Annotated in this window: 29 protein-coding genes; 15 read left to right on the top strand and 14 right to left on the bottom strand. The window is 53.1% G+C overall.

Going from position 1 to position 25,839, the window contains the following annotated elements; all coding sequences use genetic code 11:
• The first annotated feature begins 4 nt into the window (after positions 1–4).
• The 10 genes from ABIC79_RS09450 to ABIC79_RS09405 all read left to right on the top strand — a co-directional run bounded on the left by ABIC79_RS09450 (position 5) and on the right by ABIC79_RS09405 (position 9,929).
• Complete coding sequence (locus ABIC79_RS09450) at positions 5–2,500, top strand: phage tail-collar fiber domain-containing protein (RefSeq protein WP_354566902.1); 2,496 nt, start codon at positions 5–7, stop codon at positions 2,498–2,500.
• Positions 2,501–2,509: 9 nt separating this feature from the next.
• A complete protein-coding gene (locus tag ABIC79_RS09445; protein ID WP_354566900.1) occupies positions 2,510–2,965 on the top strand; it encodes a tail fiber assembly protein in 456 nt (151 codons plus the stop codon).
• A gap of 130 nt (positions 2,966–3,095) precedes the next feature.
• Positions 3,096–4,265, top strand: a complete 1,170-nt coding sequence (locus ABIC79_RS09440) for a phage tail sheath protein (protein WP_354566898.1) — start codon at positions 3,096–3,098, stop codon at positions 4,263–4,265.
• 13 nt (positions 4,266–4,278) lie between these two features.
• Positions 4,279–4,788, top strand: a complete 510-nt coding sequence (locus ABIC79_RS09435) for a phage major tail tube protein (RefSeq protein WP_223509149.1) — start codon at positions 4,279–4,281, stop codon at positions 4,786–4,788.
• A 59-nt stretch (positions 4,789–4,847) separates the two neighbouring features.
• Positions 4,848–5,129 (top strand): phage tail assembly protein, encoded by a 282-nt coding sequence (locus tag ABIC79_RS09430; RefSeq protein ID WP_354566895.1) that lies wholly within the window; start codon positions 4,848–4,850, stop codon positions 5,127–5,129.
• A 32-nt stretch (positions 5,130–5,161) separates the two neighbouring features.
• Positions 5,162–5,281 carry a GpE family phage tail protein gene (locus ABIC79_RS09425; protein WP_112197894.1) on the top strand — a complete coding sequence of 40 codons (120 nt, stop codon included), beginning with the start codon at positions 5,162–5,164 and terminating at the stop codon, positions 5,279–5,281.
• The gene (locus ABIC79_RS09420; protein ID WP_354566893.1) at positions 5,274–7,748 is read left to right on the top strand and encodes a phage tail tape measure protein; all 2,475 of its coding nucleotides are present in this window, start codon (positions 5,274–5,276) and stop codon (positions 7,746–7,748) included. Before ABIC79_RS09425 ends, ABIC79_RS09420 begins: the two co-directional genes overlap by 8 nt.
• Before the next feature lie 12 nt (positions 7,749–7,760).
• Entirely contained in the window at positions 7,761–8,231 is a 471-nt protein-coding gene (locus ABIC79_RS09415; RefSeq protein ID WP_112150976.1) for a phage tail protein, read from the top strand.
• Positions 8,232–8,239: 8 nt separating this feature from the next.
• Positions 8,240–9,388, top strand: coding sequence for a phage late control D family protein (locus ABIC79_RS09410; RefSeq protein ID WP_502947770.1), 1,149 nt, complete (start codon positions 8,240–8,242; stop codon positions 9,386–9,388).
• Positions 9,389–9,707: 319 nt separating this feature from the next.
• The gene (locus ABIC79_RS09405; RefSeq protein WP_112151099.1) at positions 9,708–9,929 is read left to right on the top strand and encodes a DNA-binding transcriptional regulator; all 222 of its coding nucleotides are present in this window, start codon (positions 9,708–9,710) and stop codon (positions 9,927–9,929) included.
• 1,670 nt (positions 9,930–11,599) lie between these two features.
• Here the strand turns inward: ABIC79_RS09405 and tssD are convergent.
• The 13 genes from tssD to cueO form a co-directional block, all read right to left on the bottom strand.
• The gene (gene tssD, locus ABIC79_RS09400; RefSeq protein WP_013576956.1) at positions 11,600–12,091 is read right to left on the bottom strand and encodes a type VI secretion system tube protein TssD; all 492 of its coding nucleotides are present in this window, start codon (positions 12,089–12,091) and stop codon (positions 11,600–11,602) included.
• 1 nt (position 12,092) lies between these two features.
• Entirely contained in the window at positions 12,093–12,593 is a 501-nt protein-coding gene (locus ABIC79_RS09395; protein WP_013576957.1) for a hypothetical protein, read from the bottom strand.
• The gene (locus ABIC79_RS09390) at positions 12,590–12,949 is read right to left on the bottom strand and encodes a tlde1 domain-containing protein (protein ID WP_013576958.1); all 360 of its coding nucleotides are present in this window, start codon (positions 12,947–12,949) and stop codon (positions 12,590–12,592) included. The genes ABIC79_RS09395 and ABIC79_RS09390 overlap by 4 nt, the downstream gene beginning before the upstream one ends.
• A 411-nt stretch (positions 12,950–13,360) precedes the next feature.
• Complete coding sequence (hpt, locus tag ABIC79_RS09385; protein WP_013576959.1) at positions 13,361–13,897, bottom strand: hypoxanthine phosphoribosyltransferase; 537 nt, start codon at positions 13,895–13,897, stop codon at positions 13,361–13,363.
• Between the two features lie 142 nt (positions 13,898–14,039).
• Positions 14,040–14,639 (bottom strand): hypothetical protein, encoded by a 600-nt coding sequence (locus ABIC79_RS09380; protein WP_112197887.1) that lies wholly within the window; start codon positions 14,637–14,639, stop codon positions 14,040–14,042.
• 4 nt (positions 14,640–14,643) lie between these two features.
• On the bottom strand, positions 14,644–14,796 hold the full coding sequence (locus ABIC79_RS09375) for a hypothetical protein (RefSeq protein WP_157962109.1): 153 nt from the start codon (positions 14,794–14,796) through the stop codon (positions 14,644–14,646).
• Positions 14,789–15,562: a glucitol operon DNA-binding transcriptional repressor SrlR gene (gene srlR / locus ABIC79_RS09370; RefSeq protein WP_013576960.1), complete on the bottom strand. Its 774-nt coding sequence runs from the start codon at positions 15,560–15,562 to the stop codon at positions 14,789–14,791. The genes ABIC79_RS09375 and srlR overlap by 8 nt, the downstream gene beginning before the upstream one ends.
• Positions 15,563–15,641: 79 nt before the next feature.
• Entirely contained in the window at positions 15,642–16,004 is a 363-nt protein-coding gene (gene gutM / locus ABIC79_RS09365; protein ID WP_013576961.1) for a transcriptional regulator GutM, read from the bottom strand.
• Positions 16,005–16,090: 86 nt separating this feature from the next.
• A complete protein-coding gene (gene srlD, locus ABIC79_RS09360) occupies positions 16,091–16,870 on the bottom strand; it encodes a sorbitol-6-phosphate dehydrogenase (protein ID WP_013576962.1) in 780 nt (259 codons plus the stop codon).
• Positions 16,871–16,892: 22 nt separating this feature from the next.
• Positions 16,893–17,255, bottom strand: coding sequence for a PTS glucitol/sorbitol transporter subunit IIA (srlB, locus tag ABIC79_RS09355; RefSeq protein ID WP_013576963.1), 363 nt, complete (start codon positions 17,253–17,255; stop codon positions 16,893–16,895).
• A 9-nt stretch (positions 17,256–17,264) separates the two neighbouring features.
• Positions 17,265–18,230: a PTS glucitol/sorbitol transporter subunit IIB gene (gene srlE / locus ABIC79_RS09350; protein WP_354566885.1), complete on the bottom strand. Its 966-nt coding sequence runs from the start codon at positions 18,228–18,230 to the stop codon at positions 17,265–17,267.
• Between the two features lie 47 nt (positions 18,231–18,277).
• The gene (srlA, locus tag ABIC79_RS09345) at positions 18,278–18,826 is read right to left on the bottom strand and encodes a PTS glucitol/sorbitol transporter subunit IIC (protein ID WP_013576965.1); all 549 of its coding nucleotides are present in this window, start codon (positions 18,824–18,826) and stop codon (positions 18,278–18,280) included.
• A 258-nt stretch (positions 18,827–19,084) separates the two neighbouring features.
• Positions 19,085–20,689 carry a multicopper oxidase CueO gene (cueO, locus tag ABIC79_RS09340; protein ID WP_121019712.1) on the bottom strand — a complete coding sequence of 535 codons (1,605 nt, stop codon included), beginning with the start codon at positions 20,687–20,689 and terminating at the stop codon, positions 19,085–19,087.
• Between the two features lie 210 nt (positions 20,690–20,899).
• Here cueO and ABIC79_RS09335 point away from each other — a divergent pair, with 210 nt between their 5' ends.
• From ABIC79_RS09335 to yddG, 5 genes are all read left to right on the top strand, one after another.
• Entirely contained in the window at positions 20,900–21,247 is a 348-nt protein-coding gene (locus ABIC79_RS09335; RefSeq protein WP_013576967.1) for a YacC family pilotin-like protein, read from the top strand.
• A gap of 214 nt (positions 21,248–21,461) precedes the next feature.
• A complete protein-coding gene (gene speE / locus ABIC79_RS09330) occupies positions 21,462–22,337 on the top strand; it encodes a polyamine aminopropyltransferase (protein ID WP_013576968.1) in 876 nt (291 codons plus the stop codon).
• 28 nt (positions 22,338–22,365) lie between these two features.
• A complete protein-coding gene (gene speD / locus ABIC79_RS09325; RefSeq protein ID WP_013576969.1) occupies positions 22,366–23,160 on the top strand; it encodes an adenosylmethionine decarboxylase in 795 nt (264 codons plus the stop codon).
• Positions 23,161–23,590: 430 nt separating this feature from the next.
• Positions 23,591–24,466, top strand: coding sequence for a hypothetical protein (locus ABIC79_RS09320; RefSeq protein ID WP_015690452.1), 876 nt, complete (start codon positions 23,591–23,593; stop codon positions 24,464–24,466).
• 103 nt (positions 24,467–24,569) lie between these two features.
• A complete protein-coding gene (yddG, locus tag ABIC79_RS09315; RefSeq protein ID WP_013576971.1) occupies positions 24,570–25,460 on the top strand; it encodes an aromatic amino acid DMT transporter YddG in 891 nt (296 codons plus the stop codon).
• On the opposite strand, the gene yacL is transcribed toward yddG, so the two are convergent.
• Complete coding sequence (gene yacL / locus ABIC79_RS09310) at positions 25,450–25,815, bottom strand: protein YacL (protein WP_013576972.1); 366 nt, start codon at positions 25,813–25,815, stop codon at positions 25,450–25,452. The genes yddG and yacL overlap by 11 nt on opposite strands.
• Positions 25,816–25,839: the final 24 nt, after the last annotated feature.

The following is a 25,839-nucleotide window of genomic DNA, read 5'->3' as shown; positions in this document are numbered from 1 at the left end:
CGATATGAGCACATTTAAATCCGTTGTCACCACGCTCGGCCAGGCGCGCATCGCGGCGGCCATTGCGGCGGGGACTGACATCAACATTACGCAGCTTGCCGTAGGTGACGGTAACGGCAAGGCGACCACGCCGGTCGCTACGCAGACAAAACTGGTTAAAGAGGTGTACCGCACGCCGCTCAATTCCTTAAAGCTCGACCCGACTCACGGCAACTGGGTCATTGCCGAGGCGGTGATTTCTGCGAGCGTCGGCGGCTTCTGGATCCGCGAAATGGGGCTGTTTGCTGACGACGGCACGCTGATTGCCGTCTGTAATATGGCGGACACCTACAAGCCGACTCTGGCGGAAGGTTCAGGCCGCACGCAGACGTTGCGTATGGTGATTGCGGTCAGCAATACCGAGGCCATCAGCCTGCTGATTGACGACTCGGTGATTATGGCAACGGAACAGTATGTGAATGACCTGCTGGCCGCACATGAAAAATCCCGCAACCACCCCGACGGTACGCTGACGGCAAAGGGTTTTGTCCAGCTCAGCAGCGCGGTCAGCAGTACCAGTGAGGCGCTGGCGGCCACGCCGAAAGCGGTGAAGACCGCCAACGACAATGCCAACACCCGCGTACCGTCCACCCGCAAGGTGAACAATAAAGCGCTGAGCGCTGACATTACCCTGGCGGCGGCAGACGTGGGGGCGCTGCCTGTTGCGTCCGCCGTTCTCGGCGCCGCGAATATCAATACATTTAATCTGGCAAAAATCGGGGTTTACGTGCAGAGCACCGGTGCGAATGCCACCGTCGCCAATGGCTATCCCGCAGGTTCACAGGCGGCGGGCGTGCTGGAGGTTATCCCCGCGTCCTGGACGGGCGGTGTATTGCAGCGTTACACCGTGCAAAACACCGGCATGGTGTGGACACGTGCGCTGAATGCGGCCTGGAATGGCACGGACGGACCCTGGCGTGACTGGGTGCAGGCCAGCGCGGTGAACTCCGTCACGGTGCCGTCGGCCATCCTGACCACCACGGATATTAATACCCTGGGCTTTGCCAGCGGAGCCGGAAGTGCCACCCTGTACGCGCAGCCTAAAAATGCCAACGCCACGGCGGCGTTGCACTATCCGCAAGGCATTGCGGGCACGCTGTATGTCACGCCGAGCGCCTACGGGTGCCAGCAGATGTACGTCACGTTCACCGGCAATATCTGGAATCGCGGATTGTCCGCTGACTGGAACGGCGTAGATGGTCCCTGGAAAGAGTGGGTGCCGACGTACAGCGCGAATAACAAACCCACCGCCGCCGACGTGGGCGCGTGGACTGCTGCGCAAAGCGCCGCCAGTGAAAAGGCGCTGGCGGATGAGGTGGCGACGGCCTTTAAAATCCGCACGAACCTAACCGCGACGGACTCCCCCAACGCGCTGCACGGTACGGCCATGTTCGGGCATTACGGCGTGCCCGGTGCTGCCGCCGCGACCACGGACAAAGGCTATCCGATGAACGGTTTTGTCGGCGTGATTTTCGTGACCTGGGGACCGAATGCGACGCAGCAGATTGCCTTTAACAACAACGGACGACAGTTTACCCGTGGCGCGTCGGGGGCATGGAACGGCGTTGATGGTCCGTGGACTAACTGGAATGAAATTTACTGCCAGGCCAACAAACCGACACCGGCAGACGTCGGCGCGTTACCGGCGGGCGGGACGGCAGTCGCGGCGACCAAACTCGCCACCGCCCGCAAAATTGCCGGTGTGGCGTTTGATGGCACGCAGGATATCAACCTTAGCGCGGCAAACGTGGGCGCACTTCCTGCAAATGGCACCGCCGTTGCCGCGACCAAACTCGCCACTGCCCGCAAGATTGCCGGTGTGGCGTTCGATGGCACCCAGGATATCGGGCTGAATGCGGATAATGTGGGCGCATTTCCCCGCGCGGGCGGTGATGTCAACGGTCGCGTCACGGCGAATTATCTCCGGGCGATAACCATCCCACAGCCCGGCGACGGACAGGGGACGTATTTAGGCTGGAACGAAAGCGGCGGCCAGGGCGAATCCAACTTTGTGAACAACAAAGGCGGCGGCGTGGGCGGGTTCAAATTCCGCATCGTCAACCAGGGCAATACGGTACAAACCGGCGAGATGACCCTGTCCGGCAACGGCGACAGTAATACGTCCGGCACCGTGAATGAGATGGGGCAGCGCGTTTTCAGCCCCAATAACCGGCAGCCGGTCAATTCCAATACCGCCAATCTCGGCGGCGGCTGGTGGCGCTGCGGTGACACAGGAATGATTAAGCAGTGGGGCGTCGTCAACAAAGGGAGTCGCGGCTGGTCAACGGTGAATTTCCCCATTCCCTTCCCGAGCACCTGCGTCAACGTTCAGGTGACCGCCATCAATGGCGGCGGCGGGACGTTCAATGACAACTTTGGTACGGCGCAAATTATTAATAACATTGGTTTCACCTGCGGCCAGGACAGCGGCGGCAGTTACTGGGAAGCCACCGGCTGGTAAGGGAAAATAATGAGCAACTATTACAGCGCAGTCACCTCAAGTCTTTATGTTTACAGCCCGCTCACCAACGGTTTTTATCCGCGTGCGTTGCGGGACGTGTACGACGATGCCGGAAGCTGGCCGGATGACGGCATTGCGGTCAGTGATCTTGTTTACCGTGAATACCAAACCCTCCCGCCGCCGGAGGGTAAAATGCGGGTTGCGGGCACTGACGGTCTGCCCGCCTGGGGGGATATTCCGCCGCCGACGGTTGAAGAACGCAAGGCCGAAGCCGTCGCGGCCTTGTCCGCGCTGATGGCAAAAGCAAACGCGGCTATCGCACCTTTACAGGATGCCATCGATATTGACGATGCCACGGAGGCGGAACGGGCAAGCCTGACCGCCTGGAAAAAATACCGCGTCGCCCTTAACCGGCTGGATTTGTCTGCCGCGCCGGATATTGCCTGGCCTGAAATCCCCGCCTAACCGAAGCCCCGAAGAGGGGCTTTGTTTTTTTTCCTTCCCCGTTGTGCTATTCCCCACACACCGCGCCCGCCGTGCCTGCGCCGATACAACCAGCGATGATTGACCTCACCCCAATCACAGGAAAAACACCATGGCTGATTATCATCACGGTGTGCGCGTTGTTGAAATCAATGACGGCACCCGCGTTATCTCCACCGTTTCCACCGCCATCATCGGGATGGTCTGCACCGGCGACGATGCCGACGCGGCGACCTTCCCGCTGGATACGCCGGTACTCATTACCAACGTGCTGACCGCCGCAGGCAAGGCCGGTAAAACCGGCACACTGCGTGCCTCCCTGATGGCCATCGCCAACCAGGCGAAACCGGTTGTTGTCGTGGTGCGTGTAGCCCAAGGCGAAACCGAAGCGGAAACCACCTCCAACATCATCGGCGGTTCGGATGACACCGGCATGTATACCGGCATGAAAGCCCTGCTGTCTGCGCAAACGGAACTCGGCGTTAAGCCGCGCATTCTCGGCGTGCCGGGTCTGGATAACCAGGAAGTCGCCGCCGCGCTTGCCGCCGTCTGTCAGCAGCTCCGCGCCTTTGGCTACGTCAGCGCCTACGGCTGCAAAACTGTCTCTGATGCTATCAAGTACCGCGATAATTTCAGCCAGCGTGAGCTGATGGTGATCTGGCCGGATTTTGTGGCCTGGAACACCACCACCAACGCCAGCGACATCGCCCACGCCGTTGCTTACGCCCTCGGCCTGCGTGCCAAAATTGATGCCGAAACCGGCTGGCATAAAACGCTTTCGAATGTCGGCATCAACGGCGTCACCGGCCTGTCGGCGAGCGTGTACTGGGATTTGCAGACCCCCGGCACCGATGCCGACCTGCTGAACCAGGCGTGTGTGACCACCCTTATCCGCAAAGACGGCTTTAAGTTCTGGGGGCAGCGCACCTGCTCGGATGATCCGCTGTTCCTGTTTGAGAACTACACCCGCACCGCGCAGGTGCTGGCGGACACGATGGCGGAAGCGCACCTGTGGGCGATGGACCGGCCAATGACGCCGACGCTTATCAAGGACATGATTGCGGGCATTAACGCCAAGCTGCGCGAAATGAAAACCGCCGGTCTGATCATTGACGGCACCTGCTGGTATGACGCGGAAGCGAACACCGTTGAGACCCTTAAGGCGGGCAAGCTGTTTATTGATTACGACTATACGCCGGTGCCGCCGCTGGAAGATTTAACCCTGCGTCAGCGCATCACCGACCAATACCTGGCGACGTTTGCCACGGCCATCAACAGCTAAGAGGCGCTAAAACATGGCACTGCCTAAGAAACTGAAATACCTGAACCTGTTTAACGACGGGAACAGCTACCTCGGCACGGTCAGCGCGCTGACGCTGCCGAAACTGACCCGCAAACTGGAGAACTATCGAGGCGGCGGCATGACCGGATCGGCCTCGATTGATTTCGGGCTGGACGACGACGCGCTGAGCTTTGAGTGGACGGTGGGCGGGATGGATGAACTGGTGCTGAAACAGTGGGGTGCAGTCGATGCCGTGCCGCTGCGCTTTGCCGGTTCCTTCCAGCGCGACGACTCCGGTGACACCTCCGCCGTGGAAGTCACCCTGCGCGGACGTCACAAAGAAATGGATTTTGGTGAGTACAAACAGGGTGAAGACACCGAAACCAAGATCACCACCCAGTGCACCTATTTCAAGCTCACGATTGACGGCAGAGACGTGATTGAAGTCGATACCGTGAACATGGTGGAAATCGTCGGCGGCGTTGACCGCGTGGCACAGCACCGCAAAAACATCGGCCTGTAACCCGTAACCCGCGCCGGATAGCGGCGCGAAACATCCCCTTTTGAAGAAGAGACACCGCTATGTCAGAACACAATGAAAACATCGTTACCCTGGAAGAACCGATCAAACGCGGCGACACCCTGATCGACCAGGTTGAAATCATCAAGCCGAACGCCGGACACCTGCGCGGGATTGGCCTGGCGGCGCTGGCGAATGCCGACGTTGACGCGCTGACCGTCATTCTGCCGCGCATTACCGTGCCGAACCTGACCGCGCAGGACTGTAAAAGCCTGAACCTGCCCGACCTGATTGCGCTGGCCGGTAAGGTGATCGGTTTTTTATCGCCGAAGTCGGAACAGTAAAGCTTCCCCCTACCCTGACAGTTGATGATCTGATGGCAGATATCGCGGTGATTTTTCACTGGCCGCCGTCAGAGCTGAACCCGATGACGCTGACCGAGCTTTGCGGCTGGCGTCATAAGGCCATGCAGCGCAGCGGAGCCGACAGTGAGTAACTTAAAATTAGAGGTGTTGTTAAAGGCGGTTGACCAGGCGACCCGCCCGTTTAAATCGGTGCAAAACGCCAGTAAGGCGCTGGCCGGAGAGATTAAAAATTCGCAGACCACCCTCAAAGACCTGAACGCCCAGGCCGGGAAGATTGACGGCTTCCGTAAATCCAGCGCACAGCTTGCCGTCACCGGTCAGAAACTCAACGCCGCCAAAGCGGAAGCGGCGGCGCTGGCGATCCAGTTCAGAAATACCGCCAGCCCGACCCGTGCACAGGCGCAGGCCATGGAGTCCGCGAAGCGTACCGCCGCGCAGTTGCAGACCCAGTTCAACGGGCTGCGGCTGTCGGTGCAGCGTCAGCGCACGGAACTTACCCAGGCGGGCATCAGCACGCGCACGCTGTCTGACTCTGAGCGCCGCCTGAGAACGTCCATCAGTGAAACCACCGCCCAGCTCAACCGTCAGCGTGAATCACTGGCACGGGTGAGCGCGCAGCAGGCCAAACTCAACGCGGTGAAAGGCCGGTATCAGGCGGGCAAACAGTTCGCCGGTAGCGTGACTGGCGCAGGGGCGGCGGGTGTCGGCATTGCGACGGCGGGCACGGCGGCGGGTGTCGGGCTGCTGATGCCCGGATATAACTTTGCGCAGAAAAACTCAGAATTGCAGGCGACGTTAGGGCTGGAGAAAGATTCCGCCGATATGACCGCCCTGCGCACCCAGGCGCGGCAGCTCGGCGACAACACCGCCGCCTCTGCCGATGATGCCGCCGCCGCGCAAATCATCGTCGCCAAATCCGGCGCGGACAAGGACGGCATTCTGGCGGCGACGCCGACCATCCTGAATTTGTCCCTGGCAAACAAGCGCACCATGGAGGAGAACGCCATGCTGCTGATGGGCGTGAAGTCCGCGTTTGGCATGACCAATGACACCGTGTCACACATTGGCGACGTGCTTTCATCGGCCATGAACAAGTCTGCCGCCACCTTTGAGGGGCTGTCTGACACCATGACCTATGCCGCGCCGGTGGCAAAGCAGGCCGGTATCAGCGTCGAAGAAACGGCGGCCATGGCCGCTGCCCTGGCGGACGCCAAAATCACCGGCTCGATGGCGGGCACCGGTGCGCGTGCGGTCATTACCCGCCTGCAGGCACCGACGGGCACCGCCGCTGCCGCGCTCGGTGAGCTGAAGGTGAAAACGGCGGACAGCAAAGGCAACATGCGCCCGCTGTTTGTCATCCTGAAAGAGATGCAAAAGAGCTTTGCGAAAAACAAGCTCGGCGATTCGCAGCGTGCGCAGTACATGAAGGCCATCTTTGGTGAAGAGGCCAGCTCGTCGGCGATGGTGCTGATGGACGGCGCAACGTCGGGCAAGCTCGACAAGCTTACCCAGGCGTTCAAAACCTCGGACGGCAAAACCGAGGCGCTGGTGGCGATCATGCAGAACAACCTCGGCGGCGACTTTAAGGAATTTCAGTCCGCCTATGAGGCGGTCGGCACAGACCTGTTTGACCAGCAGGATTCGTCCCTGCGCAAACTGGTGCAAACCGCCACCGGCTACGTGCTGAAACTGGATAAGTGGGTGGTGAACAATAAAGCCCTGGCGGACACGCTCGGCAAGGTGGCAGGCGGTGCGCTGCTGATTATCGGTGCGCTGGGCGTGTTTGGCCTGGTGGCGGGTCCGGTTATCAGCGGGATTAATCTGATTGTCGCCGCTGCGGGGATGCTCTGGACAATTCTCGGCACGGTGGGCGGCGCGATTGCGACGGTGATCGGCGGCCTGACGTGGCCGATTGTTGCCGTCGGTGTCGCCATTGTCGCCGGTGCGCTGCTTATCCGTAAATACTGGGAGCCGATCAGCGCCTTCTTTGCGGGCGTCATTGAAGGGCTGGGCATTGCGTTCGCGCCGGTAAAAGAGATGTTTGCGCCGCTTAAGCCGGTGTTTGACTGGCTTGGGGACAGGCTCAAAGTCTTGTGGCAGTGGTTTAAAGACCTGATCCAACCGGTGAAATCCACACAGGAAACGCTGAACAGTTGTAAAGATGCGGGGGTGTCGTTTGGCCATTTGGTCGCTAACGCACTGACCGCACCGCTGCAGGTGGCTAATAAGCTGCGTAGCAGTGTGGTCTGGCTGCTGGAGAAACTCGGCATCATCAAGGATGAATCGGCAGACATTGATAAAACGGCGGATAAGGCTGACCGGCGTTCTAAGCAATCCGGCAACGGGGATCCGCAAGCGCATCCGCTGGATAATCCCGCTCCCATTGTCCCGCCGTCGGGCGGCCTGCTGGGTGGCGGTTATACGCCGGTGTCCGTCGGCGGCGGGCGCAGCTATATCGACCGTAGCACGCACCATTACACCATTGCCGCCGGTGCCGGTTTAGGCGTCCAGGATACCAGCCGCCAGATCCGCGCCGAGCTGGAAGCCCGTGACCGCGCCCGCGCCGTCCAGCAACGTTCCCGCATGGATAACGATTAAGGAGAGAGTCGCATGATGTTAACCCTCGGACTGTTTGTTTTTCAGTTGCAGACCGTCCCCTATCAAAGCCTGCAGCGCGACGTTGATTACCGCTGGCCTGCGAATAACCGCGTCGGCCTGCGCCCGCTGCCGCAGTTCCTCGGTGTGAATGAGGAGAAAATTACCCTGTCCGGCGTGCTGATGCCGGAAATCACCGGCGGAAAGTTGTCACTGATGGCACTGAATCTGATGGCCGACGAGGGTAAGGCGTGGCCGCTGCTGGAAGGCAGCGGCACCATTTACGGGATGTTCGTGGTAAACAGCGTCAGCGAAACCCACACGGAACATTTTTCTAACGGTGCCGCCCGCCGGATTGAGTTCACGCTGACGCTGACCCGCGTGGATGAATCCCTGGCGGCCATGTTCGGCGACATGAAAGCCCAGGCCGACGGACTGCTCAACCAGGCCGGAGGTTTAACCGGCCAACTGGGAGGCTTGTTGTGATTACGGATATGACCATCGGTGCCGGTGCGCAGTTTGCGCCGGATTTTACGGTGACCGTCGGCGGTCAGGACATCACTCAGAACGTCAGCAACCGGCTGATTTCGCTGACGCTCACGGATAACCGCGGCTTTGAGGCTGACCAGCTCGACATCGAACTGAGCGACAGCGACGGCCTGCTGGAGATGCCGCCACGCGGCGCGGTGATCAATATCGCGCTCGGCTGGAAAGGCCAGGCGCTGACGAACAAAGGCGACTTTACCGTGGATGAGGTGGAGCATCGCGGCACGCCGGACACGCTGACCATTCGCGCCCGTAGCGCGGACTATCGCGGCAGCCTGAATTCCCGCCGCGACAACTCGTATCACGACACGACGCTGGAGGCGGTGGTGTCGGCAGTCGCGACGCGCAACAACCTCAAGCCCGCCGTTGCCGAGCCGTTCAGGGGCGTGCCGGTGTCGCACATCGACCAGACGCAGGAAACCGACGCGAAATTTATCACGCGCCTGGCGGAGCTGAACGGCGCGGTTGTCGCCATCAAGGCGGGCAGCCTGCTGTTTATCAAGCCAGGCGCGGCAAAGACGGCCAGCGGCAAGCCGATTCCGCAGATGACGATTATCCGCAGCGACGGCGACGGGCACACATTCAATATTGCTGACCGTGGAGCCTACACCGGCGTTTCGGCAAGCTGGCTGCATACCAAAGACCCGAAGCCGAAAAAGGTGAAGGTGCAGCGGAAACCGAAAGTGCAGTATCTGCGCGCCCTGCAACATCCCAAGGCAAAGAAGACCAGCGCGAAACCACAGAAAACGCCGGAGGCGAAGGAAGGGGATTATCTGGCGGGCAGTGATGAAAATGTGTTTACCCTCACCACCATCTACGCCACGCAGAAGGCCGCCATGCGGGCAGCCCAGGCGAAATGGGACAAACTCCAGCGCGGTGTCGCGGAGTTCTCGATTTCCCTGGCTCGCGGGCGGGCGGATTTATTTCCTGAGACGCCGGTGGCTGTGTCCGGCTTTAAATCCGTGATCGACGCGCAGCCCTGGATAATCAGCAAGGTGACACACAGCCTGGGTGGCAGTGGATTTGTGACGACGTTGAATCTGGAGGTCTTGCTGTCGGATGTGAGTTATGAGGCGATCGGGGACGATAGGTTGTGAATGGTTGAGGCTAAGCTTCATGATGAGCGTATAAAACATGCCTAAAAACAGTAGTATATCCAAAACACCACTGGGAAGAGTGCGTATATAAGAAGGCAAACCCAAACGGCCTTCATAAACCAACGGGCATGACGCCAGATGTAACGCTCCCTTTCGTTAGCGTCACGGATCGCGCTTTGTATATCGTCCTGATTTGTCATCTCGTCTGCCTTGGGGATTTTGTCACCTGTTATGTAAAACACTGTAATCCCGGATGTATGTTTTGAGCAATAACATACAATGATTGTATCTGATTAAAAATGATTACATGGTGATTATTATGATGCATTGCCCCAAATGCCAGCACGCAGCACACGCCCGTTCCAGCCGTTATCTGAGCATCAACACCAAAGAACGCTATCATCAATGTCAGAACATCAATTGCAGTTGCACATTCAAAACTCATGAGTCGATCGCTGACATCATTGTTGAGCCAGGAACAGTTCATGCCGTTCAATTGCATCCAGACAAACACAGCCAGCAATCCCTACAGATGCACTAAAGAAAAAGCCCCGAATAAACGGGGCTTAGTTGTCGATGTGGTCAATACGTGGACACTTAAATGAATAAATCCTTTTAATTCATATACTTAACATCATTTTCTAAGGCACAAAAATGTGCCTTTTTTAGTGCCTTTTTATTACTCAGCGCCGTTCAACAGTATCTGAACCTGTCAGTCCGATGTTCTCAATTGTCGACGGAGATATAAGCACGCACCAGAATAGCGCATCGTTGCTTCTGCCCCTGACCCGGAGGTTTTGACCGCAAAAAGCCTCTCCGGCGCGCCCCGGCGTTCTGCCAATAACTGCAGGTTGATTAAAAGCTCAGTCACGGAGAATCGACGCCTGTCGGTGTTCAACGCAGGGAGAGGAGATTAGTATCACTTGTATCTGTCCAGAAAATCTAATCATAAACAAAGCCCTGAGTAAGTATTACGAAACAAAAATGAGTTTAAATGACACCGGATGCCAGACAAGCGACCAAATAATGTGTAAATAAGAACAATGTCTTGTTCTCTCAGCACATGGGGAGTCAGAAACATTAGCGTATGAGCTTTTTCCAATTCCTGGCCTGTTCTTTTCGCTACCCCTGCCGATTTTTATTTCAGCCGCATCAAGAAGCAGTCAGCAAGGTATTCAATAAAAATTCATATGGCATGCTTACTAGGAAATGTCTTAGCCATAATTTATATTATAAAACCCATCCCCTGTTCAGATAAGGGTTGTATATAGAAATTCAAAATAAGAACAATCTTGGTAAAAGGAGTCATTACTAAAAACTAACAGAACCCCCACATATTCACTTACGGTTTGCAAGAAAAATCCCCTTGCTAATTTCAAAAGAAATTATGTAAAGTACACTCGAGATAAAGAGTAGTAATTAAGATAATAAAATCAAATAAATAACATTAAGCAAGAATTCATACACAGCAAAAGTCAGTCCGAGAGGTTTACGTGAAAAGTAATCATGTTGATGAGCATGCTACATGCGGATTCTGTGATAGTAAATTAAAGGAAAACAGTACCCTATGTCCTTATTGTGGTGCTGAAATAATCATGGCCTATATTGACAGACCTACGAGGAAGTTAATTTTATATTTGCGGATCATCTTGATTTTTATTTCAGCTCTTTTAATCCTGTTACTCTACCAAAACTATAACTTTGTTAATCTATCTGTCATTTTAGCGATACCTTTATTCTTACTTGCCTGGGTTATGCCATGGTTATTTTTCAGAATAAAAAATAAGGATAACTATATTTGGAGGAAAAAGAACCCGCTGATTTAGTTTAAAATATTTTTTTGTAATATAAGGCACTGAGGTTATAGCACTATGATTTAGTTACCTCCTCTTTCTACCCTCTTACTTTATTCAACCAGGCAACATTTTTGCAGACGCAGAGGTCGCTTTGAGCCTGAAATCGTAACGACGGTAAATGAGGAGGTTACTTGAAGTTATTTTCCTGGGAAAACCGCTGCATTCCAACCCCGGCTTTATGGAGGAGTACTGCATGCAGTACCCGCAAGGATTTTTTACATCGAAGGATAATGTCGATGTGGTCAATGCATGGATACTGAAATAAAAACCATTTAATTCATGTCATTAATATCGTTCCCTGAGACAAAGAATAGGTGTTTTTTAGCGAGATTTTACGTCGTCATCTGCGTACTAACTATACCGTCGCCCTTTCGTTCCAGGCATCAGTGTGTTGAATATTTCCATCAAGATAAAGCCAGGTAATTTTCTGATAACGAAATTCTACGATTTCCATATGATTAAATTTTTCTTTTGCGGGATCTTTGATATCGAACATCACGGGCATTAGGTTAACGACTTTCACGTTTTCCAGCAGAATAGTAAAATACTCCGCCTCTTGTCCTGCATCGTTGATCCGATAATATTTCAGTTCTACGCGCTTCAGCGCTTGCCCCATAGAAAGGGCTTTATAGAGATAAGGTGAAGACGAATCGATTTCTTTTTCTATCAGAAATGGGAGATGCCGGCGGGTGCCGGTGAATTTACCGTTATGGTTATCGGTCGGAATATGTACACTGTGATGCAGCCCTAACACTTCCACGCTGTATTCACGGCCTTGAATGTCAATACCTCCCTTAATAATATTACCGCTATCATCATACAAAAACATATAAACAGGAATGCCCATATTAGTTATCCTCAACAAATCCGTTTGATTGACCAATAGTCTTAACAATAGTATCGATACACGCTTTGCTGTTCGAAACCTTATAAAGAGCCTGAATAGCATTAACGATATATTGATTAAATTCCGGTTCTTTGATGCTATAAAAGGGTAAAGCGCATACGTTATCGGTACTGAAGGGTAAAACCTCGCCTTTAAGAAGGGAGAGCACACCCGCTGGGTTATGTGGAATGGCCGTGGCAGCTGCAGTAGCAAGAGACTCCGCCGAATCAGCATCACTACCGGGCGCTAATAATGCGGCCACGTCCAGCCAGTTTTGTTCACCACTGCCTATTTTAGTCAGCACATACTGCCATTGGGATTCATCATCTTTGTATAAATCAGCGATAACTGCCTGAGCCCCCCGATTTTTTATCTGCTGAGTTAACTGCATGGAAGTTATTTGCATCGTGGCGACTGCCGAAAATGAAAACGTTAATAAAAAAGACAGTAAAATTTTCATCATCTGACCACCAGAATCGTGTCACCGCTATTCATGATTTGTTCGCGATTACGTACGCCATCAATAATGATGCAACCATTCGATGCATTGCGTCCGCCACTCCTTGAACCGCCATGGATTCTGAACAGGTCTCGCCCATACGTATTAGTCCCCAAAATAGGTTCCAAAATAATGGTGACAGGCGTAACAGTATTATGCGCTCCTGTTATACGATAATAACCTTTTGGGATTGGACCCTGGCTGCTCACAGACTCCATAGCTGGATTATTTATTCCTGCACCATGTCCGCTATAGCCCTGTTGGAATAGTTGTCCGTTATGCTTCAATTCACCGCTGCTTTGATTATATTCCCACGTCATAATATCCATCCTTGTTTAGTTAATCATGGTGACTTTGTGTGAGACTTTATGAATCAATCATAGATATCATGAATATAAGCCATCGACATCACCCATGAAATAGTGTCATGCATCATTCATATTGATTTCGTTAATCTTCCTGAAGGTTTTCATTTTTTATAATTTCATCCCTGGTGAGTATTCTTTAGTTATTCGCTCAGTTAACAACTTGAACTTATACAAAACTATAATAATAAAAGCTATGATTAAAAATAACCTATACCTAAAAAGCATAATTTTCAATTTTATTTTTACCGGGCATACAACAGATAAGTTGAATAGATTATTTATTATTTGAAATGAATATAAAAAAACGGCCTCCAAATCTGAAGGCCGTTTTTAATTAACTGCTGTGCGGGGCGCAGCCGAACTTTACTCGTCCAGCATCACAACCTTACCAACATACGGCAGATGGCGATAACGCTGGGCGTAGTCGATGCCGTAGCCGACAACGAATTCGTCGGGGATCGGGAAACCGACGTATTCGACTTTTACGTCCACTTCGCGGCGCTCGGGTTTATCCAGCAGGGTACAAATGGCCAGAGATTTCGGGCCACGCAGTTGCAGGATTTCACGCACTTTGCTCAGCGTATTGCCGGAGTCGATAATGTCTTCGACGATCAGCACATCTTTACCGCGAATGTCTTCGTCGAGATCTTTGAGAATCTTAACGTCGCGGGTGGTAGACATGCCGTTGCCATAACTGGAGGCAGTCATGAAATCCACTTCGTGCGGCACGTCCACGGCGCGACACAGGTCAGCCATAAACATGAAAGAACCGCGCAGCAATCCAACCAGCACCATTTCGCTGCCGCTGTCGCGGTAGTGTTCGGTGATTTCACGGCCCAACTCGGCAATTCGGGTTTTGACTTCCTCTTCGGAAATCATGACGTCAACACGATGTTTCATATAAAGACTAACCACCTGATTTAAGAATACTTATCGCTGTTTTTCAGAAAAACAGCGACCATATAGTGGAAAGGATTATATCAAAGAACCCGCCGATGAGTAACGCTGGTGTCAGCTTCCTGTGTAACCGGGTCAGCTAAACTTAATCATTAGATACCGCGATATTTTTTATCCCAAAAGCACCATTTTTCAGATACATAACCAGTGCATTCCGCCATTGAGCAGGCATCTGGGCACCCGTAGGGGAAAAGGCAGAGGTTTTAAAGGCCGTTGCCCGAGAAAAACTATGGTTAACAAGAAAACCAGGCTTATCGCCATTTAAAGAGGTCGACGTTGTTTTCATCTGAGCAAAATTGTTATTGATTTTAATGAGAACAAAACCTAATGAACTTTCTTTAGAAAAACCTGATTCCAAAGCAACCGCCATATGATGTGTCATTCCTGCGGGCCTGCTCTTTAAAAAATCAGGCATGCTTGAGCGCCCCCATTTTTCTCCCGCTGCCCCGGAAGCATAACGGTTCATTCCTTGCTGAGACTGGTTCGTAAGTGTTTGCTCATTTAGATGTCCCATTGAACGATCGAAAACATTCACCGGAACGAGTGAAATCATTTTTTTGCACGTATCAAGTACCCCGATAAACCATTGGCCTGGGCTGGCTGATTTCCAGTCAATCAAACTCCTGTCGATATAACCCAGACACGAGGTACTACAGGAAAAATACTGCGGATTAATTGTTTGCATGTGTTTATCTGGTCTGAAAAATACGGTTAATGATGTCGACAGCATATGTCACCGTTTCCCGGACGCTGCGGAAATTATCATCCGGCCGCGTCCGTAACCGGCGGGTTTCTTCAATTTCCAGCGTTTTACATGCGTAATTCAGTAATGCGTCACTCATCGTCTTCCCCGACCAGAATAATGCGGATCCCCAATTTTTCGATGGCATCGCGGTATTGGCTGCTAAGCCCGCTGTCGGTGATCAGCGTATCGACCTTGCCTAAGTGGCACACCACATTCGGGCTTTTGCGGCCAAATTTTGACGAATCCACCAGCAGGAAAATACGCTCAGCCGCTTTACACATCGCCTGACTGACGCCGTGAACTTCGTTGAATGTGGTAACACCGCCGTCGAGATCGACGCCATCTGCGCCGATAAACAGTTTGTCGAAATTGAATTTATCAAACGCGCTTTCGGCCAGACTGCCGTGGAAGGAGGAGGATTTTTTGCGATAGGTGCCGCCCGGCATCAGGATGGTCTGGTCATTATCCAGTTCCACCAGCGCATTGACGATATGCAGGCTGTTGGTCATGACGGTGATGTTATTAAACTGACTGAGGAAAGGCACCATCTGCATCACGGTGCTGCCCGCATCAAAAATCAGCGAGTCGCCGTCCTGAATTTCCTGAATAGCTGCGCGGGCAATGCGCAATTTTTTTCCGGTATTAATGTGGGTTTTACGGTCGATAGGCTGGTCGCCTTCTTCACGGCTGAGCACCACACCGCCGTAAGTGCGGATTACTGCACCCTCTTCTTCCAGCAGGGTGAGATCTTTGCGGATAGTGGTGCCGGTTGTGGCGAAATGCGCGGCGAGATCGTCCACCGCCGTCTTTCCAAATTGCTGTAAATGCTCCAGTATCGCCGCCTGCCGTTGCTTAGGTTTCATCACGATTTTCGCTCAAATTTTAAGATAAATTCACAGCCATCATTCTTTTTGAAAGATAATAGCTTTTAAAGTGAAAATATCATGATTTCGGTTCAATCGCTAATGATAGTGCAGTTTGAATATTCGGATCTTTCGGGAAGATCACACCTGTCATCAATTGTTCCCGGCTCATGCCATTAAGCGACGTTACCGGCCGGGGGCGGGCGAAAATCGTCAGGCCGCGCAGTAAAAAGCCGTCACAGACTTTTTCTTGTTTATCGAAAGCCAGCGCCAGTACCACTCTCGGTTTGAAACGTCCGCCGGAACGCCCGACGCCCACATTTCCCTGTAAACACAATCTGTCGAATGCCCGGTTAAAGCGCTGTAACTGCCACCAGCCGAGCGCGATTTGTGCCACCCAGGCCAGCACCGCACAGAATATTAATGCCGCAGTCGGGGTCATTATTTTCTCCTTAACATGATGTTGTTAATAACATGATGTTGTTAATGACAGAGTAATCCGCCCCTGCATAACAGAGGCGGAACACATCAGAACATCACCTGACCGCCGGTGATATTGATCGACTGACCAGTACAATACGAGGCTTTATCGCTGGCATAAAACAGCAGCATATCCAGCACATCCTGATAGTCGCACCCGCGTTTCAGCGGCACTTTATCGATGTAATACTGCTCGACTTCATCGGCCTGAATGCCCAGTTTTTTGGCGTATTGCGGTAATAATGACTGGAACATCGGCGATTTGAGTAAATTGCCCAGCATCAGCGAATGCACGGTAATACCGTACTCTGCCAGATCCAGCGCCAGAGACTGTGTCAGCCCCACGCCGCCGAATTTGGCCGCGCTGTAACCGGCATTATGTTTGCTGCCCACTTTGCCGGATTTGGAGTTGATCTGAATAATGCGTCCCGGAATACGGTCGCGGATCATCAGGCGCGAAAACTCACGGGCGCAAAGGAAATATCCCACCAGATTGACCTGCAACGAGAGATCAAAGTCGTTGAGGGCAAAATCCGTGATTGGCGATGCCTTCGCCATCCCTGCGCTGTATACCAGTAAACTGACCCTGCCGAACGTCTGATCCACCGCTTTCGCCAGTTGTTCTACGCTGGCTTCATTGGTGGCATCGACTGCAAATCCGAACGCCCTTTCCTCGCCAAACTGCCGGTTAATCTGCTCTGCCACCGATGCGGCATTCTTCTCATTCAAATCCGCCACCGCCACGCGATAGCCGGATTCAGCCAGCCCCTGACAGAGAAATGCGCCCAGCGTCTGCCCCCCGCCGATCACGACTGCAACCTGTTCCATAACTGACTCCTGACTCTGATAGTTAATCGATAAATTTCAATACGCTGCCCAGCGGAATATCGTCGGGCGTGGTGCCTTTTACATGTACGCTGCCGGGAAACTCAGCCTCGGCACTGCCGTCAAAACGCAGGGTGATATGCCCCAGCTCGCGCAGATTTTGCATCGCCACCTCTCCCACGGCGGTCACCGGATAACGCACATCAGCCAGTTCCATATACGCGCCACGATGCAATTCCCCTTCCATTTTCCCGGGCTGGTGAATGAAGCAATAATCCTGAATATCCGCTGGCGCCCCTTCACGGAAGGTGATCAGCATCTGGTCGGTTAAGGCTTCACGGGCGAAATCGCCGATTTGCGTAATAGTGGTTTGATAAATGGTTTGCACAGTGACTCCTTACTGGTAAATGAAAGCGGAAGCGGCCCAGGCGATAAGTACCGTCGGTGCGCCGGTCAGAAAACGGCTGACCAGCACCGAAGGCACGCCGACGCGCACGGTGTCCTGTTTGGCTTCGGCGAGCGAAAGTCCGACAGGAATGAAATCGCACGCCGCCTGAGCGTTGATGGCGAAAAGTGCAGGCAGCGCCAGATGTGGCGGGATATTGCCCAGCCCGATCTGCACCCCCACCAGCACGCCGATAACCTGCGCGATCACCGCGCCCGGGCCGAGGAAAGGAGAAAGCAACGGGAAGGAACAGATCAGCGCCAGCATCACCAACCCGACGGGGCTTTTCGCCAACGGCGTCAGCCCGTGCGCCACCAGATCACCCAGCCCGGAGGCCATAATGATGCCGATCAGCGCCGCCACGAACGCCATAAATGGCAGGATGGTTTTGAGCACGGTGTCGATGGTGTCGCGCCCGGCCTGGAATAAAACGGCTACGCCGGAGCCCATCCCCATCCCGACTTTCGCCAGCAGGCCGTCGCTTTGTTCGGTAATTTTTTTAGTGGTGTCGTAGTCGCGTCCTGCCGCAGCCGGTGCGGGTTTAGCCGCTGCGCTTTCCAGCACGATGTCATGCTCACGGACACCGGAAACATAAATGTCTTCGGTAATAAATTGTGCCAGCGGGCCGGATTTACCGGTCGAATGGATATTAACCGTCGGGATGCGTCGCTTTGGGTAGATGCCGCAGCGCAGCGTGCCGCCACAGTCGATTACCGCCACACCGATTTCCTCTGCCGGTGGCTCACCTTCTTTAAAGCCGTCTACCGTTCCCCAGCCGGTCAGTTCTGCCAGCTTGTCGACAATCGCCGGGCGGGTGCCCGCCGTGATATACATCACTTTTTTGCCGGGTACCGCCTCAATCAGCAACGGACCACCCCAGCCACCTTCACCCCGGTTAATGCGAATCGTAACGCTCATTTTCTGCTCCGCTTTTTAGAATTTGACCTGATTAGAATTGAACCTGATTACAACTGAACCTCACGATCAAGCTGAATGCCCATCTTGCGTTCAAAGATGCGGGTGGTGAGATCCGTTACCCAGCCGCGGAAGAAGTTAGTCACCATACCGACCAGGAAATAACTGACGGCCAGCGGCCCGAGCGGTAATCCCAGCGTGGTCAGTCCGCTGGCAACGCCGAGATACACAAACAGTTCGCCGGGGTTAATATGCGGGAAGAGTCCGTTCATGGAATGGCAGCTGTAGGAGCCTGCGGCGTAATAGCTGGGTTTGTAGATTTCAGGCATAAAACGCCCGAGGCTGAGGGTCATCGGATTGCAGAAAACAAAGGTGCCAATCACCGGTAACAGCAGATAACGTGAAACCGGATTTCCGGCACAACGCTGCGCCAGACGTTCGATCCGCCGCTGTCCGACAAACACGATCAGCGCGTTCATGACGACCAGCAAACTAATTAAGAGAGGCAGAATGCCGGTGACCATGCCGACAAACACCTCTCCCCCTTTTTGAAACAGGCCGATAAACCACTCGGCACCGTGCGTTATTACATCGATCATCATCTTCTCCTGTAGGGATACGTGGGTTTAAGCTTTCATGTTTTGTTACTCCACGCTGAAAATATAATCATATTGAATTTATATTAATTATATATTGATCACATTTTGAAAGTTTAATCTTTCAAATTGAAAGATAGATATTCGAAGGAGTAGCACAGGCAAAGAAAGAAACGGGAGGGAAAGGAAAGACGCGGGCCGGAGGATCGCCCCCGGCCGCTGATTTTTAAGAAATTACAGAAAGGAAAGCAGTAAACCGGATCACGCGGATACCGTAAAGCCGAGCATCATGCCGGTGTCTTCGTGTTCCAGCAGATGACAGTGCGCCATGTAAGCATGTTGTTTATCCGCCAGATGATTAAAGCGCACCAGCACTTCGCTGCGGGCGCCTTCAACGCGCACGATGTCCTTCCAGCCCTGACGATGGGGCGCGACCGGCTGACCGTTTTCAGAAAGAATACGGAACTGTGTGCCGTGGATATGGAAAGGATGCAGCATCATGTCGCCTTCGCCCGAAAGGGTCCATTTCTCATACTGGCCTTGTTTCACATCGAAAGCGGGCAGGTTCATGTCGTAGGCTTTGCCGTTAATTTTGTTGCCCTGCATGAAATCATAACCACCGGACGATTGACTCATGTCCATTCCTGCCATACCGCCATGACCGTCGTGACCGGAACCGGACATACCCGGCATTGCGGCCATCCCGCCCCCGCCGTGATCCATGCTCATGCCGGCCATCGCCTTGTGGCCATAACGTTTCATCAGCGCCGCCATACCCTGCTGATCAAGCTGCGGATCCATCATCAGTTGCAGCCAACGGGTCGGCAGATTATCCACTGACACCAGCGCCGGAAGCGGCACCAGCGTGTCCGGCAATGAACTGCCGCTTTGGGTCAGCGTCGGCTGAATGCGTAACACCGGCAACGGTTTGTCGAACGGTGCCAGCGTCATGCCCATTTGCTTCACCGGCAGCGTGACCAGATCAAAAGCTTTGCCGTCGCTGCAATCAATCAGCACTTCAAAACGCTCGCCCATCAGCAGCGGCAAATCGCTGACTTTCACCGGCTCAGGCAGGAAACCGCCGTCACTGGCGATGACATACATCGGCCGCTGATCGCTGGTGGCGATGTGCAGCGAGCGTGCATTACAGCCATTGAGTAAACGAAAACGTACCCAGCCACGGGAAATTCCGTGCTGCGGATACACCGCGCCGTTGGTCAGTATGTGTTGCCCGAACCAGCCGACGGCGGCGGTCATGACGTCCATCTGATAATCGATTTTACCGGCGTCGTTCAGGCGCTTATCCTGCAAAATGACCGGAATATCATCCACGCCCCAGCGTTTTGGGATCTGCAACAGGTCACTGCTTTCATCTTCGATCAGCACCAGCCCGGCGAGCCCCATCGCCACCTGATAACCGCTGGTCTGATGCGGATGCGGGTGGAACCAGCAGGTCGATGCGGGTTGATCAAGTTGCAAACTGACTTTGCGATTCTGGCCGGGTTCGATTAATCCCTGCGGCCCGCCATCCACGTCACCGGGAATTTCCAGCCCGTGCCAGTGAACGGTGCTGGCCACATCCAGCCGGTTATTGATGGTGACGCTGACCGGTTTCCCACGACGGATACGCAGCGCGGGGCCGAGAAGATTACCGTTTACGCCCCAGGTTTCAGTGTTCACGCCAGGCAGAAACTGGCTCTGCCCGCGCTGTAATGTGAGCGTAATGGCGCTGCGGATATCCGGTTCGAGCAATGCCGGGATGGGCAATGCCGGGCGGTCAGCGGCGAGCGCGAAGCGGCTCCAGCCGGGCAGCATACTGGCGGCGCCCATCAGGGTCGTCCACTTCACGAAATCGCGTCGGTTCATTTTTCGGTCCTTTTGAAGGGTGATAACCAGACAGATGGCGCAGGCGTGCCATAATAGTACGACAGCCTATTCCTTCCCCTAAGGGGAAGGTCAAGCGGTTCAGCGGTAAAAGAAATTTGGTGCCGCTCAGTGCAAATATGGTAACGTCCTTTTAACTGCCTGTGAGCCAAGTCCTTCTGACTTTCAATCTACAAGAACAAGAACACACCCATGAAAAAAACAACACTGTGTTTGTTATTACTGTCGCTGCTCGGTTTCTCCTCCGCCAGTCAGGCGCTGAGTGAATCAGAAGCGGAAGATCTGGCGGATCTGACGGCAGTCTTCGTTTATCTGAAAAATAACTGCGGTTACGAACAACTGCCGAACACCCAAATCAAACGGGCTATCGTGTTTTTCGCCCAGCAAAACCGCTGGGACCTGAGCAATTACAACAGCTTTAACATGCAGTCGATGGGCGAAGAAAGCTACCGTGATCTGAGTGGGATCGCCGTGCCTAAACCGACAAAATGTAAGTCTCTGGCCCGCGACTCGCTGAGTTTACTGGCCTACACCAACTGAATCCTGTCAGCCGTTTTTCAGCCGTGTGCTCCGTCATTCTGATGCCGGAGCCTGTTTGCTTTCCTCCCTGTCCCCCGATTTTTCGCACCACGCCTGCCTCGTCTACACTTAATCTACATTTACCTGTCTGAAATTCAACCGTGCATGGACAGGCAGAGTTAGCTATCATGTGCGCCCATTTTTATGGCTGCGATTGATCAGGAGAAACAACGACATGTCCCGGAACTCGTCATCCAAAGAAATATGGTATGAGACGCTGCACGCCCATTTTGGCCAGTACTTCAGCGTCGATAAAGAGTTATACCGAGAGAAAACCGATCATCAGGATCTGGTGATTTTCGAGAACGCGGCGCTGGGTCGCGTCATGGCGCTCGACGGCGTGGTGCAAACCACCGAGCGTGATGAATTCATTTACCACGAAATGCTGACCCACGTCCCGTTGTTCGCCCACGGCAGTGCCCGCAAGGTGCTGATCATTGGTGGCGGCGACGGCGCAATGCTGCGCGAAGTGTCTCGCCACAAAGGCGTGGAGTCGATCACGATGGTGGAAATTGATGCCGGCGTGGTGGAGTTTTGCCGCCAGTATCTGCCCAACCATAATGCCGGTTCTTATGACGATCCGCGTTTCAAACTGGTGATCGACGACGGCGTGAACTTCGTTAATCAGACCACTGAAACCTTCGACGTGATCATCTCCGACTGCACCGATCCCATCGGTCCCGGAGAAAGCCTGTTTACGTCGGCATTCTACGAAGGTTGTGCCCGTTGCCTCAATCCGGGCGGCATTTTCGTGGCACAAAATGGCGTGTGCTTCCTCCAGCAGGATGAAGCGGTGAACAGCCACACCAAACTGAGCCACTATTTCAGTGATGTCAGTTTCTATCAGGCCGCGATCCCGACCTATTACGGCGGCATCATGACCTTTGCCTGGGCGACCAACAGCCCGGAATATCGCCAGATTGACAGCAAAACCTTGCAGGCGCGTTTCGACGCCGCAGACATAACTTGCCGTTATTACAATCCGGCGATTCATCACGGCAGCTTTGCCCTGCCGCAATATTTACTGAATGCCCTGTCAGCCGCACGCTGATACAGCATCCATAAGGGGGTGAACTAAATTGCAAAAGCTGAAACTGCATGGCTTCAACAACCTGACCAAAAGCCTGAGTTTTTGTATCTACGATATCTGCTACGCCAAAACCGCAGACGATCGTGATGGCTACATTGCCTACATTGACAAAGAATATAACGCCAACCGTTTGACGGAAATTCTCACCGAAACCTGCTCCATTATCGGTGCCAATATCCTCAACGTGGCGCGACAGGATTACGAACCACAGGGCGCCAGCGTGACGATTTTAGTGAGCGAAGAGCCGATGGACCCGCGTGATGTCGATACCACCGAGCATCCGGGCCCGTTGCCGAATTCCGTGGTCGCGCATCTGGATAAAAGCCATATCTGTGTGCATACCTATCCGGAAAGCCATCCCGAAGGCGGGCTGTGTACCTTCCGCGCTGACATTGAAGTCTCGACCTGTGGCGTGATTTCGCCGCTGAAAGCGCTGAACTATCTGATTCATCAGCTTGAATCCGACATCGTCACCATCGATTACCGTGTCCGGGGTTTCACCCGCGACGTGAACGGTGTTAAACACTACATCGACCATTCCATCAATTCGATTCAGAACTTCATGTCGCAGGATATGAAAGCACTGTACGACATGATGGACGTCAACGTGTATCAGGAAAACATCTTCCATACCAAGATGTTACTGAAAGAGTTCGATCTCAAACATTACTTGTTTAATGCCAAACCGGATGAACTGAGCGCGCAAGAGCGTAAAGAAATCACCGATTTGCTCTACAAGGAAATGCAGGAAATCTATTACGGCCGCAATCTGCCGTCAGTCTGATCAGAGCTGAATAAAGGAAAGGCCGGGCATTTTTGAAATGTCCGGCCTTTCTTTTGTATAGACAAATTCTGATATTGAATATTCCCCCGCCTGAAACTCAATAAGCATTACTTAAGTAAAATATATTTACATGGATGAATACCCGCTATACTCCTTAAGACAAATTAATATCAAAACAGTCATTAAATCTTTATTTAAGCTAAATTTAACGATGAATGATCTGTTATTTAAGCCAAATTAAAGAAATAATATACAGATATTAAGTCAAACAAAATTGTTATATAACCAATAATTTAGCTTATGGCAGATCAAAAGATCGCTTTTTTGCTAAAAACAGATAAATAACTTTAATTATCCCCCTCCGGCCATTAGCATCCCCTTATTGCTTACTAAGCAACCAGATCCATCCACCCGTAAGTAGAAATAAAACATGAAAATGATTAAATTAAAGACCGTATCCAGCTTGCTGGTCGCGAGTTCTTTATTGGTTTCCGGGGTTTCCCGGGCCGGGGAAAGTTTGTTGAGCAGCAATACCGAAGGGATGCGGCACTATGTGAGTTATGGTGCCGAATATTACAAGTGGGACGAATCCGTCAGTAATATGGACGGTAAATATGTTGCTGAACATGGCCCGCGCCTGCGCGTTAATTTCGGATCCAATAACTATCTCGATACCCAAAGCGGCTTATTAAAAGCCTGGGACATGAGCGTGATGTTCGGGATCGTCCGTTATAAAGGCAGTACGCTGGACGATCAGGCCAACGTGCCGAACGGCTCGCTGAAGGGCAAAACCTATTACACCGGCTACAGCGCGGACATGACCCGTGGCTACCGTTACCGGGCATCCGACAGTGTGTCTTTCGATATGAAAGGTGCTGTCGGCGGCCAGGCGTGGGTGCGAAATATCCGCTCTGACGATGTGTATATTGCCTCACAAAACACCACCCGGCAGTACACCGCCGTTGAAGTGTCTTTGCAGCCTTACGCCAAAGCGTCACTGGGGGCGAACTGGCAAATGACCGCAGATTCACGTCTGAGTCTGGAAGGCGGTGCGCTGTATCCGATTAAAACCTGGACGCACAGCAATCAGGGAGGGGTCTGGCTGGAGCCGAAATCCAGGCTTTCGCCATTTACCAGCCTGACCTGGAATATCAACAAAGATGTTTTTGTGAAAGCCAGTTATGTGCATCAGAAATACGGCAAGTCGGACGAGAAACAGGGTGATCTGAACGGACGCACCGTTGGCTATTATCAGCCCGCGACCACCACTTCCACCGTGGGTCTGGAAGCCGGTTTCTACTTCTGATGATTTCAGACAATAAGCGCCTCTCAAGCGGATTGTTCCGGTGTAAATAACCGGAACAATCGCTTATCTTAAAAGTCTCCTTTTCCAGAGGCTTACCTTTCTTATGGATCGTTTTGCAACACTGTCTGGCGTTCTCGCCATTTTATTGTGGAGCATGAGCGTGGCGCTCACCCGCAGTTTGTCCGAATCTCTGGGGCCTTTTGGTGCGGCCGCCTCTATTTATACTGTCAGCGGAATTTTAGTCTGGATGGTCGGCGGCAAACCGTCGCTGCGTGGTGAATCTGCAGCTTATCTGATCATCTGCGGTCTGTTGTTTATCTTTTATATGGTGGCATTTTCACTGGCGATCGGTCTGGCGCATACCCGCCAGCAAACGCTGGAACTCGGGCTGGTGAATTATCTCTGGCCCAGTCTGACATTGCTGTTTGCGGTTCCGCTGCTGAAATTACGCGTTCGCTGGTGGATCTGGCCGGGCGCTGTGCTGGCATTTGCGGGAGTGCTGTGGGCAATCAGCGGCGGTCACGGGCTGGATATTCACCAGATGATGCGCAATGTGCGCGGCAACCCGGTGGCCTACGGTCTGGCGCTGGGCGCGGCCGTGTCGTGGGCACTGTATTCCAATCTGGTCCGCGTATTGTGTAAAGGCAAAGGCGTGCTGCCGTTGTTTCTGCTGGCAACCGGCGGCGTATTGTGGGCGCTTTACTTCACGTATTCCTCCAGCCGTATCAGCCTGACATTACCTGCCATTCTCGAATTACTGGCGATGGGCGCGGTGACCGCAGTGTCGTATCAGTGCTGGGATATTGCGATGAAAAAAGGCAATGCGACACTGGTGGCCGCGCTGTCATATTTCACGCCGCTGTCATCGATTCTGATTGCCGGATTGTGGCTGCATACGTTGCCGGGTGCCAGTTTCTGGCCGGGCGTGCTGATGGTGGTCGGCGGTTCGCTGCTGTGCTGGACCGCCTCGCGGGGCAAGTCACTCAGCGGTTAGTCATCACGAAAGAACGGTATTTGGCGAGGACTTGCAAAAAGTCCTCGACGCCGCAAAACGCCAGACTCTCCTCGTCGTAATAACTCATCCCTTCTTCAATCTCATCGCCGTCGAAATCCAGCTGATTGGCACGGATCATCACTTCATCGTCGGCTAACAGCAGCGTGTATTCATGGCCGGCCATCTGCGTCTGGCGTTCGCTGCCCTTCAGATCGCTCAATGCCGCTTCGACGTTATCGAGCACGCTCAGGTCGCCCTTCACTTCTTCATTCAGCCAGTGACCAAGCACTTCATGGCCCATTGAAAAACGCACTTTGACCTCACCGGTGATGTCGCGCAAAAAATCGTAATCCATGGTGCAGTCCTCTGAAAAAATCAC

It is taken from the genome of Rahnella sp. 2050 (assembly GCF_040544515.1).
In the GTDB taxonomy this organism is placed as follows: domain Bacteria; phylum Pseudomonadota; class Gammaproteobacteria; order Enterobacterales; family Enterobacteriaceae; genus Rahnella; species Rahnella aceris.
This window is presented reverse-complemented; position numbering and strand designations above follow the sequence as displayed.

Bases quoted from the DNA above. Each gene is read 5' to 3' on its own strand.
- ABIC79_RS09450 (WP_354566902.1), top strand. From the start codon at position 5: ATGAGCACATTTAAATCCGTTGTCACCACGCTCGGCCAGGCGCGCATC.
- ABIC79_RS09445 (WP_354566900.1), top strand. From the start codon at position 2,510: ATGAGCAACTATTACAGCGCAGTCACCTCAAGTCTTTATGTTTACAGC.
- ABIC79_RS09440 (WP_354566898.1), top strand. From the start codon at position 3,096: ATGGCTGATTATCATCACGGTGTGCGCGTTGTTGAAATCAATGACGGC.
- ABIC79_RS09435 (WP_223509149.1), top strand. From the start codon at position 4,279: ATGGCACTGCCTAAGAAACTGAAATACCTGAACCTGTTTAACGACGGG.
- ABIC79_RS09430 (WP_354566895.1), top strand. From the start codon at position 4,848: ATGTCAGAACACAATGAAAACATCGTTACCCTGGAAGAACCGATCAAA.
- ABIC79_RS09425 (WP_112197894.1), top strand. From the start codon at position 5,162: ATGGCAGATATCGCGGTGATTTTTCACTGGCCGCCGTCAGAGCTGAAC.
- ABIC79_RS09415 (WP_112150976.1), top strand. From the start codon at position 7,761: ATGATGTTAACCCTCGGACTGTTTGTTTTTCAGTTGCAGACCGTCCCC.
- ABIC79_RS09410 (WP_502947770.1), top strand. From the start codon at position 8,240: ATGACCATCGGTGCCGGTGCGCAGTTTGCGCCGGATTTTACGGTGACC.
- ABIC79_RS09405 (WP_112151099.1), top strand. From the start codon at position 9,708: ATGATGCATTGCCCCAAATGCCAGCACGCAGCACACGCCCGTTCCAGC.
- tssD (WP_013576956.1), bottom strand. From the start codon at position 12,091: ATGGGCATTCCTGTTTATATGTTTTTGTATGATGATAGCGGTAATATT.
- ABIC79_RS09395 (WP_013576957.1), bottom strand. From the start codon at position 12,593: ATGATGAAAATTTTACTGTCTTTTTTATTAACGTTTTCATTTTCGGCA.
- ABIC79_RS09390 (WP_013576958.1), bottom strand. From the start codon at position 12,949: ATGACGTGGGAATATAATCAAAGCAGCGGTGAATTGAAGCATAACGGA.
- hpt (WP_013576959.1), bottom strand. From the start codon at position 13,897: ATGAAACATCGTGTTGACGTCATGATTTCCGAAGAGGAAGTCAAAACC.
- ABIC79_RS09380 (WP_112197887.1), bottom strand. From the start codon at position 14,639: ATGCAAACAATTAATCCGCAGTATTTTTCCTGTAGTACCTCGTGTCTG.
- ABIC79_RS09375 (WP_157962109.1), bottom strand. From the start codon at position 14,796: ATGAGTGACGCATTACTGAATTACGCATGTAAAACGCTGGAAATTGAA.
- srlR (WP_013576960.1), bottom strand. From the start codon at position 15,562: ATGAAACCTAAGCAACGGCAGGCGGCGATACTGGAGCATTTACAGCAA.
- gutM (WP_013576961.1), bottom strand. From the start codon at position 16,004: ATGACCCCGACTGCGGCATTAATATTCTGTGCGGTGCTGGCCTGGGTG.
- srlD (WP_013576962.1), bottom strand. From the start codon at position 16,870: ATGGAACAGGTTGCAGTCGTGATCGGCGGGGGGCAGACGCTGGGCGCA.
- srlE (WP_354566885.1), bottom strand. From the start codon at position 18,230: ATGAGCGTTACGATTCGCATTAACCGGGGTGAAGGTGGCTGGGGTGGT.
- srlA (WP_013576965.1), bottom strand. From the start codon at position 18,826: ATGATCGATGTAATAACGCACGGTGCCGAGTGGTTTATCGGCCTGTTT.
- cueO (WP_121019712.1), bottom strand. From the start codon at position 20,689: ATGAACCGACGCGATTTCGTGAAGTGGACGACCCTGATGGGCGCCGCC.
- ABIC79_RS09335 (WP_013576967.1), top strand. From the start codon at position 20,900: ATGAAAAAAACAACACTGTGTTTGTTATTACTGTCGCTGCTCGGTTTC.
- speE (WP_013576968.1), top strand. From the start codon at position 21,462: ATGTCCCGGAACTCGTCATCCAAAGAAATATGGTATGAGACGCTGCAC.
- ABIC79_RS09320 (WP_015690452.1), top strand. From the start codon at position 23,591: ATGAAAATGATTAAATTAAAGACCGTATCCAGCTTGCTGGTCGCGAGT.
- yddG (WP_013576971.1), top strand. From the start codon at position 24,570: ATGGATCGTTTTGCAACACTGTCTGGCGTTCTCGCCATTTTATTGTGG.
- yacL (WP_013576972.1), bottom strand. From the start codon at position 25,815: ATGGATTACGATTTTTTGCGCGACATCACCGGTGAGGTCAAAGTGCGT.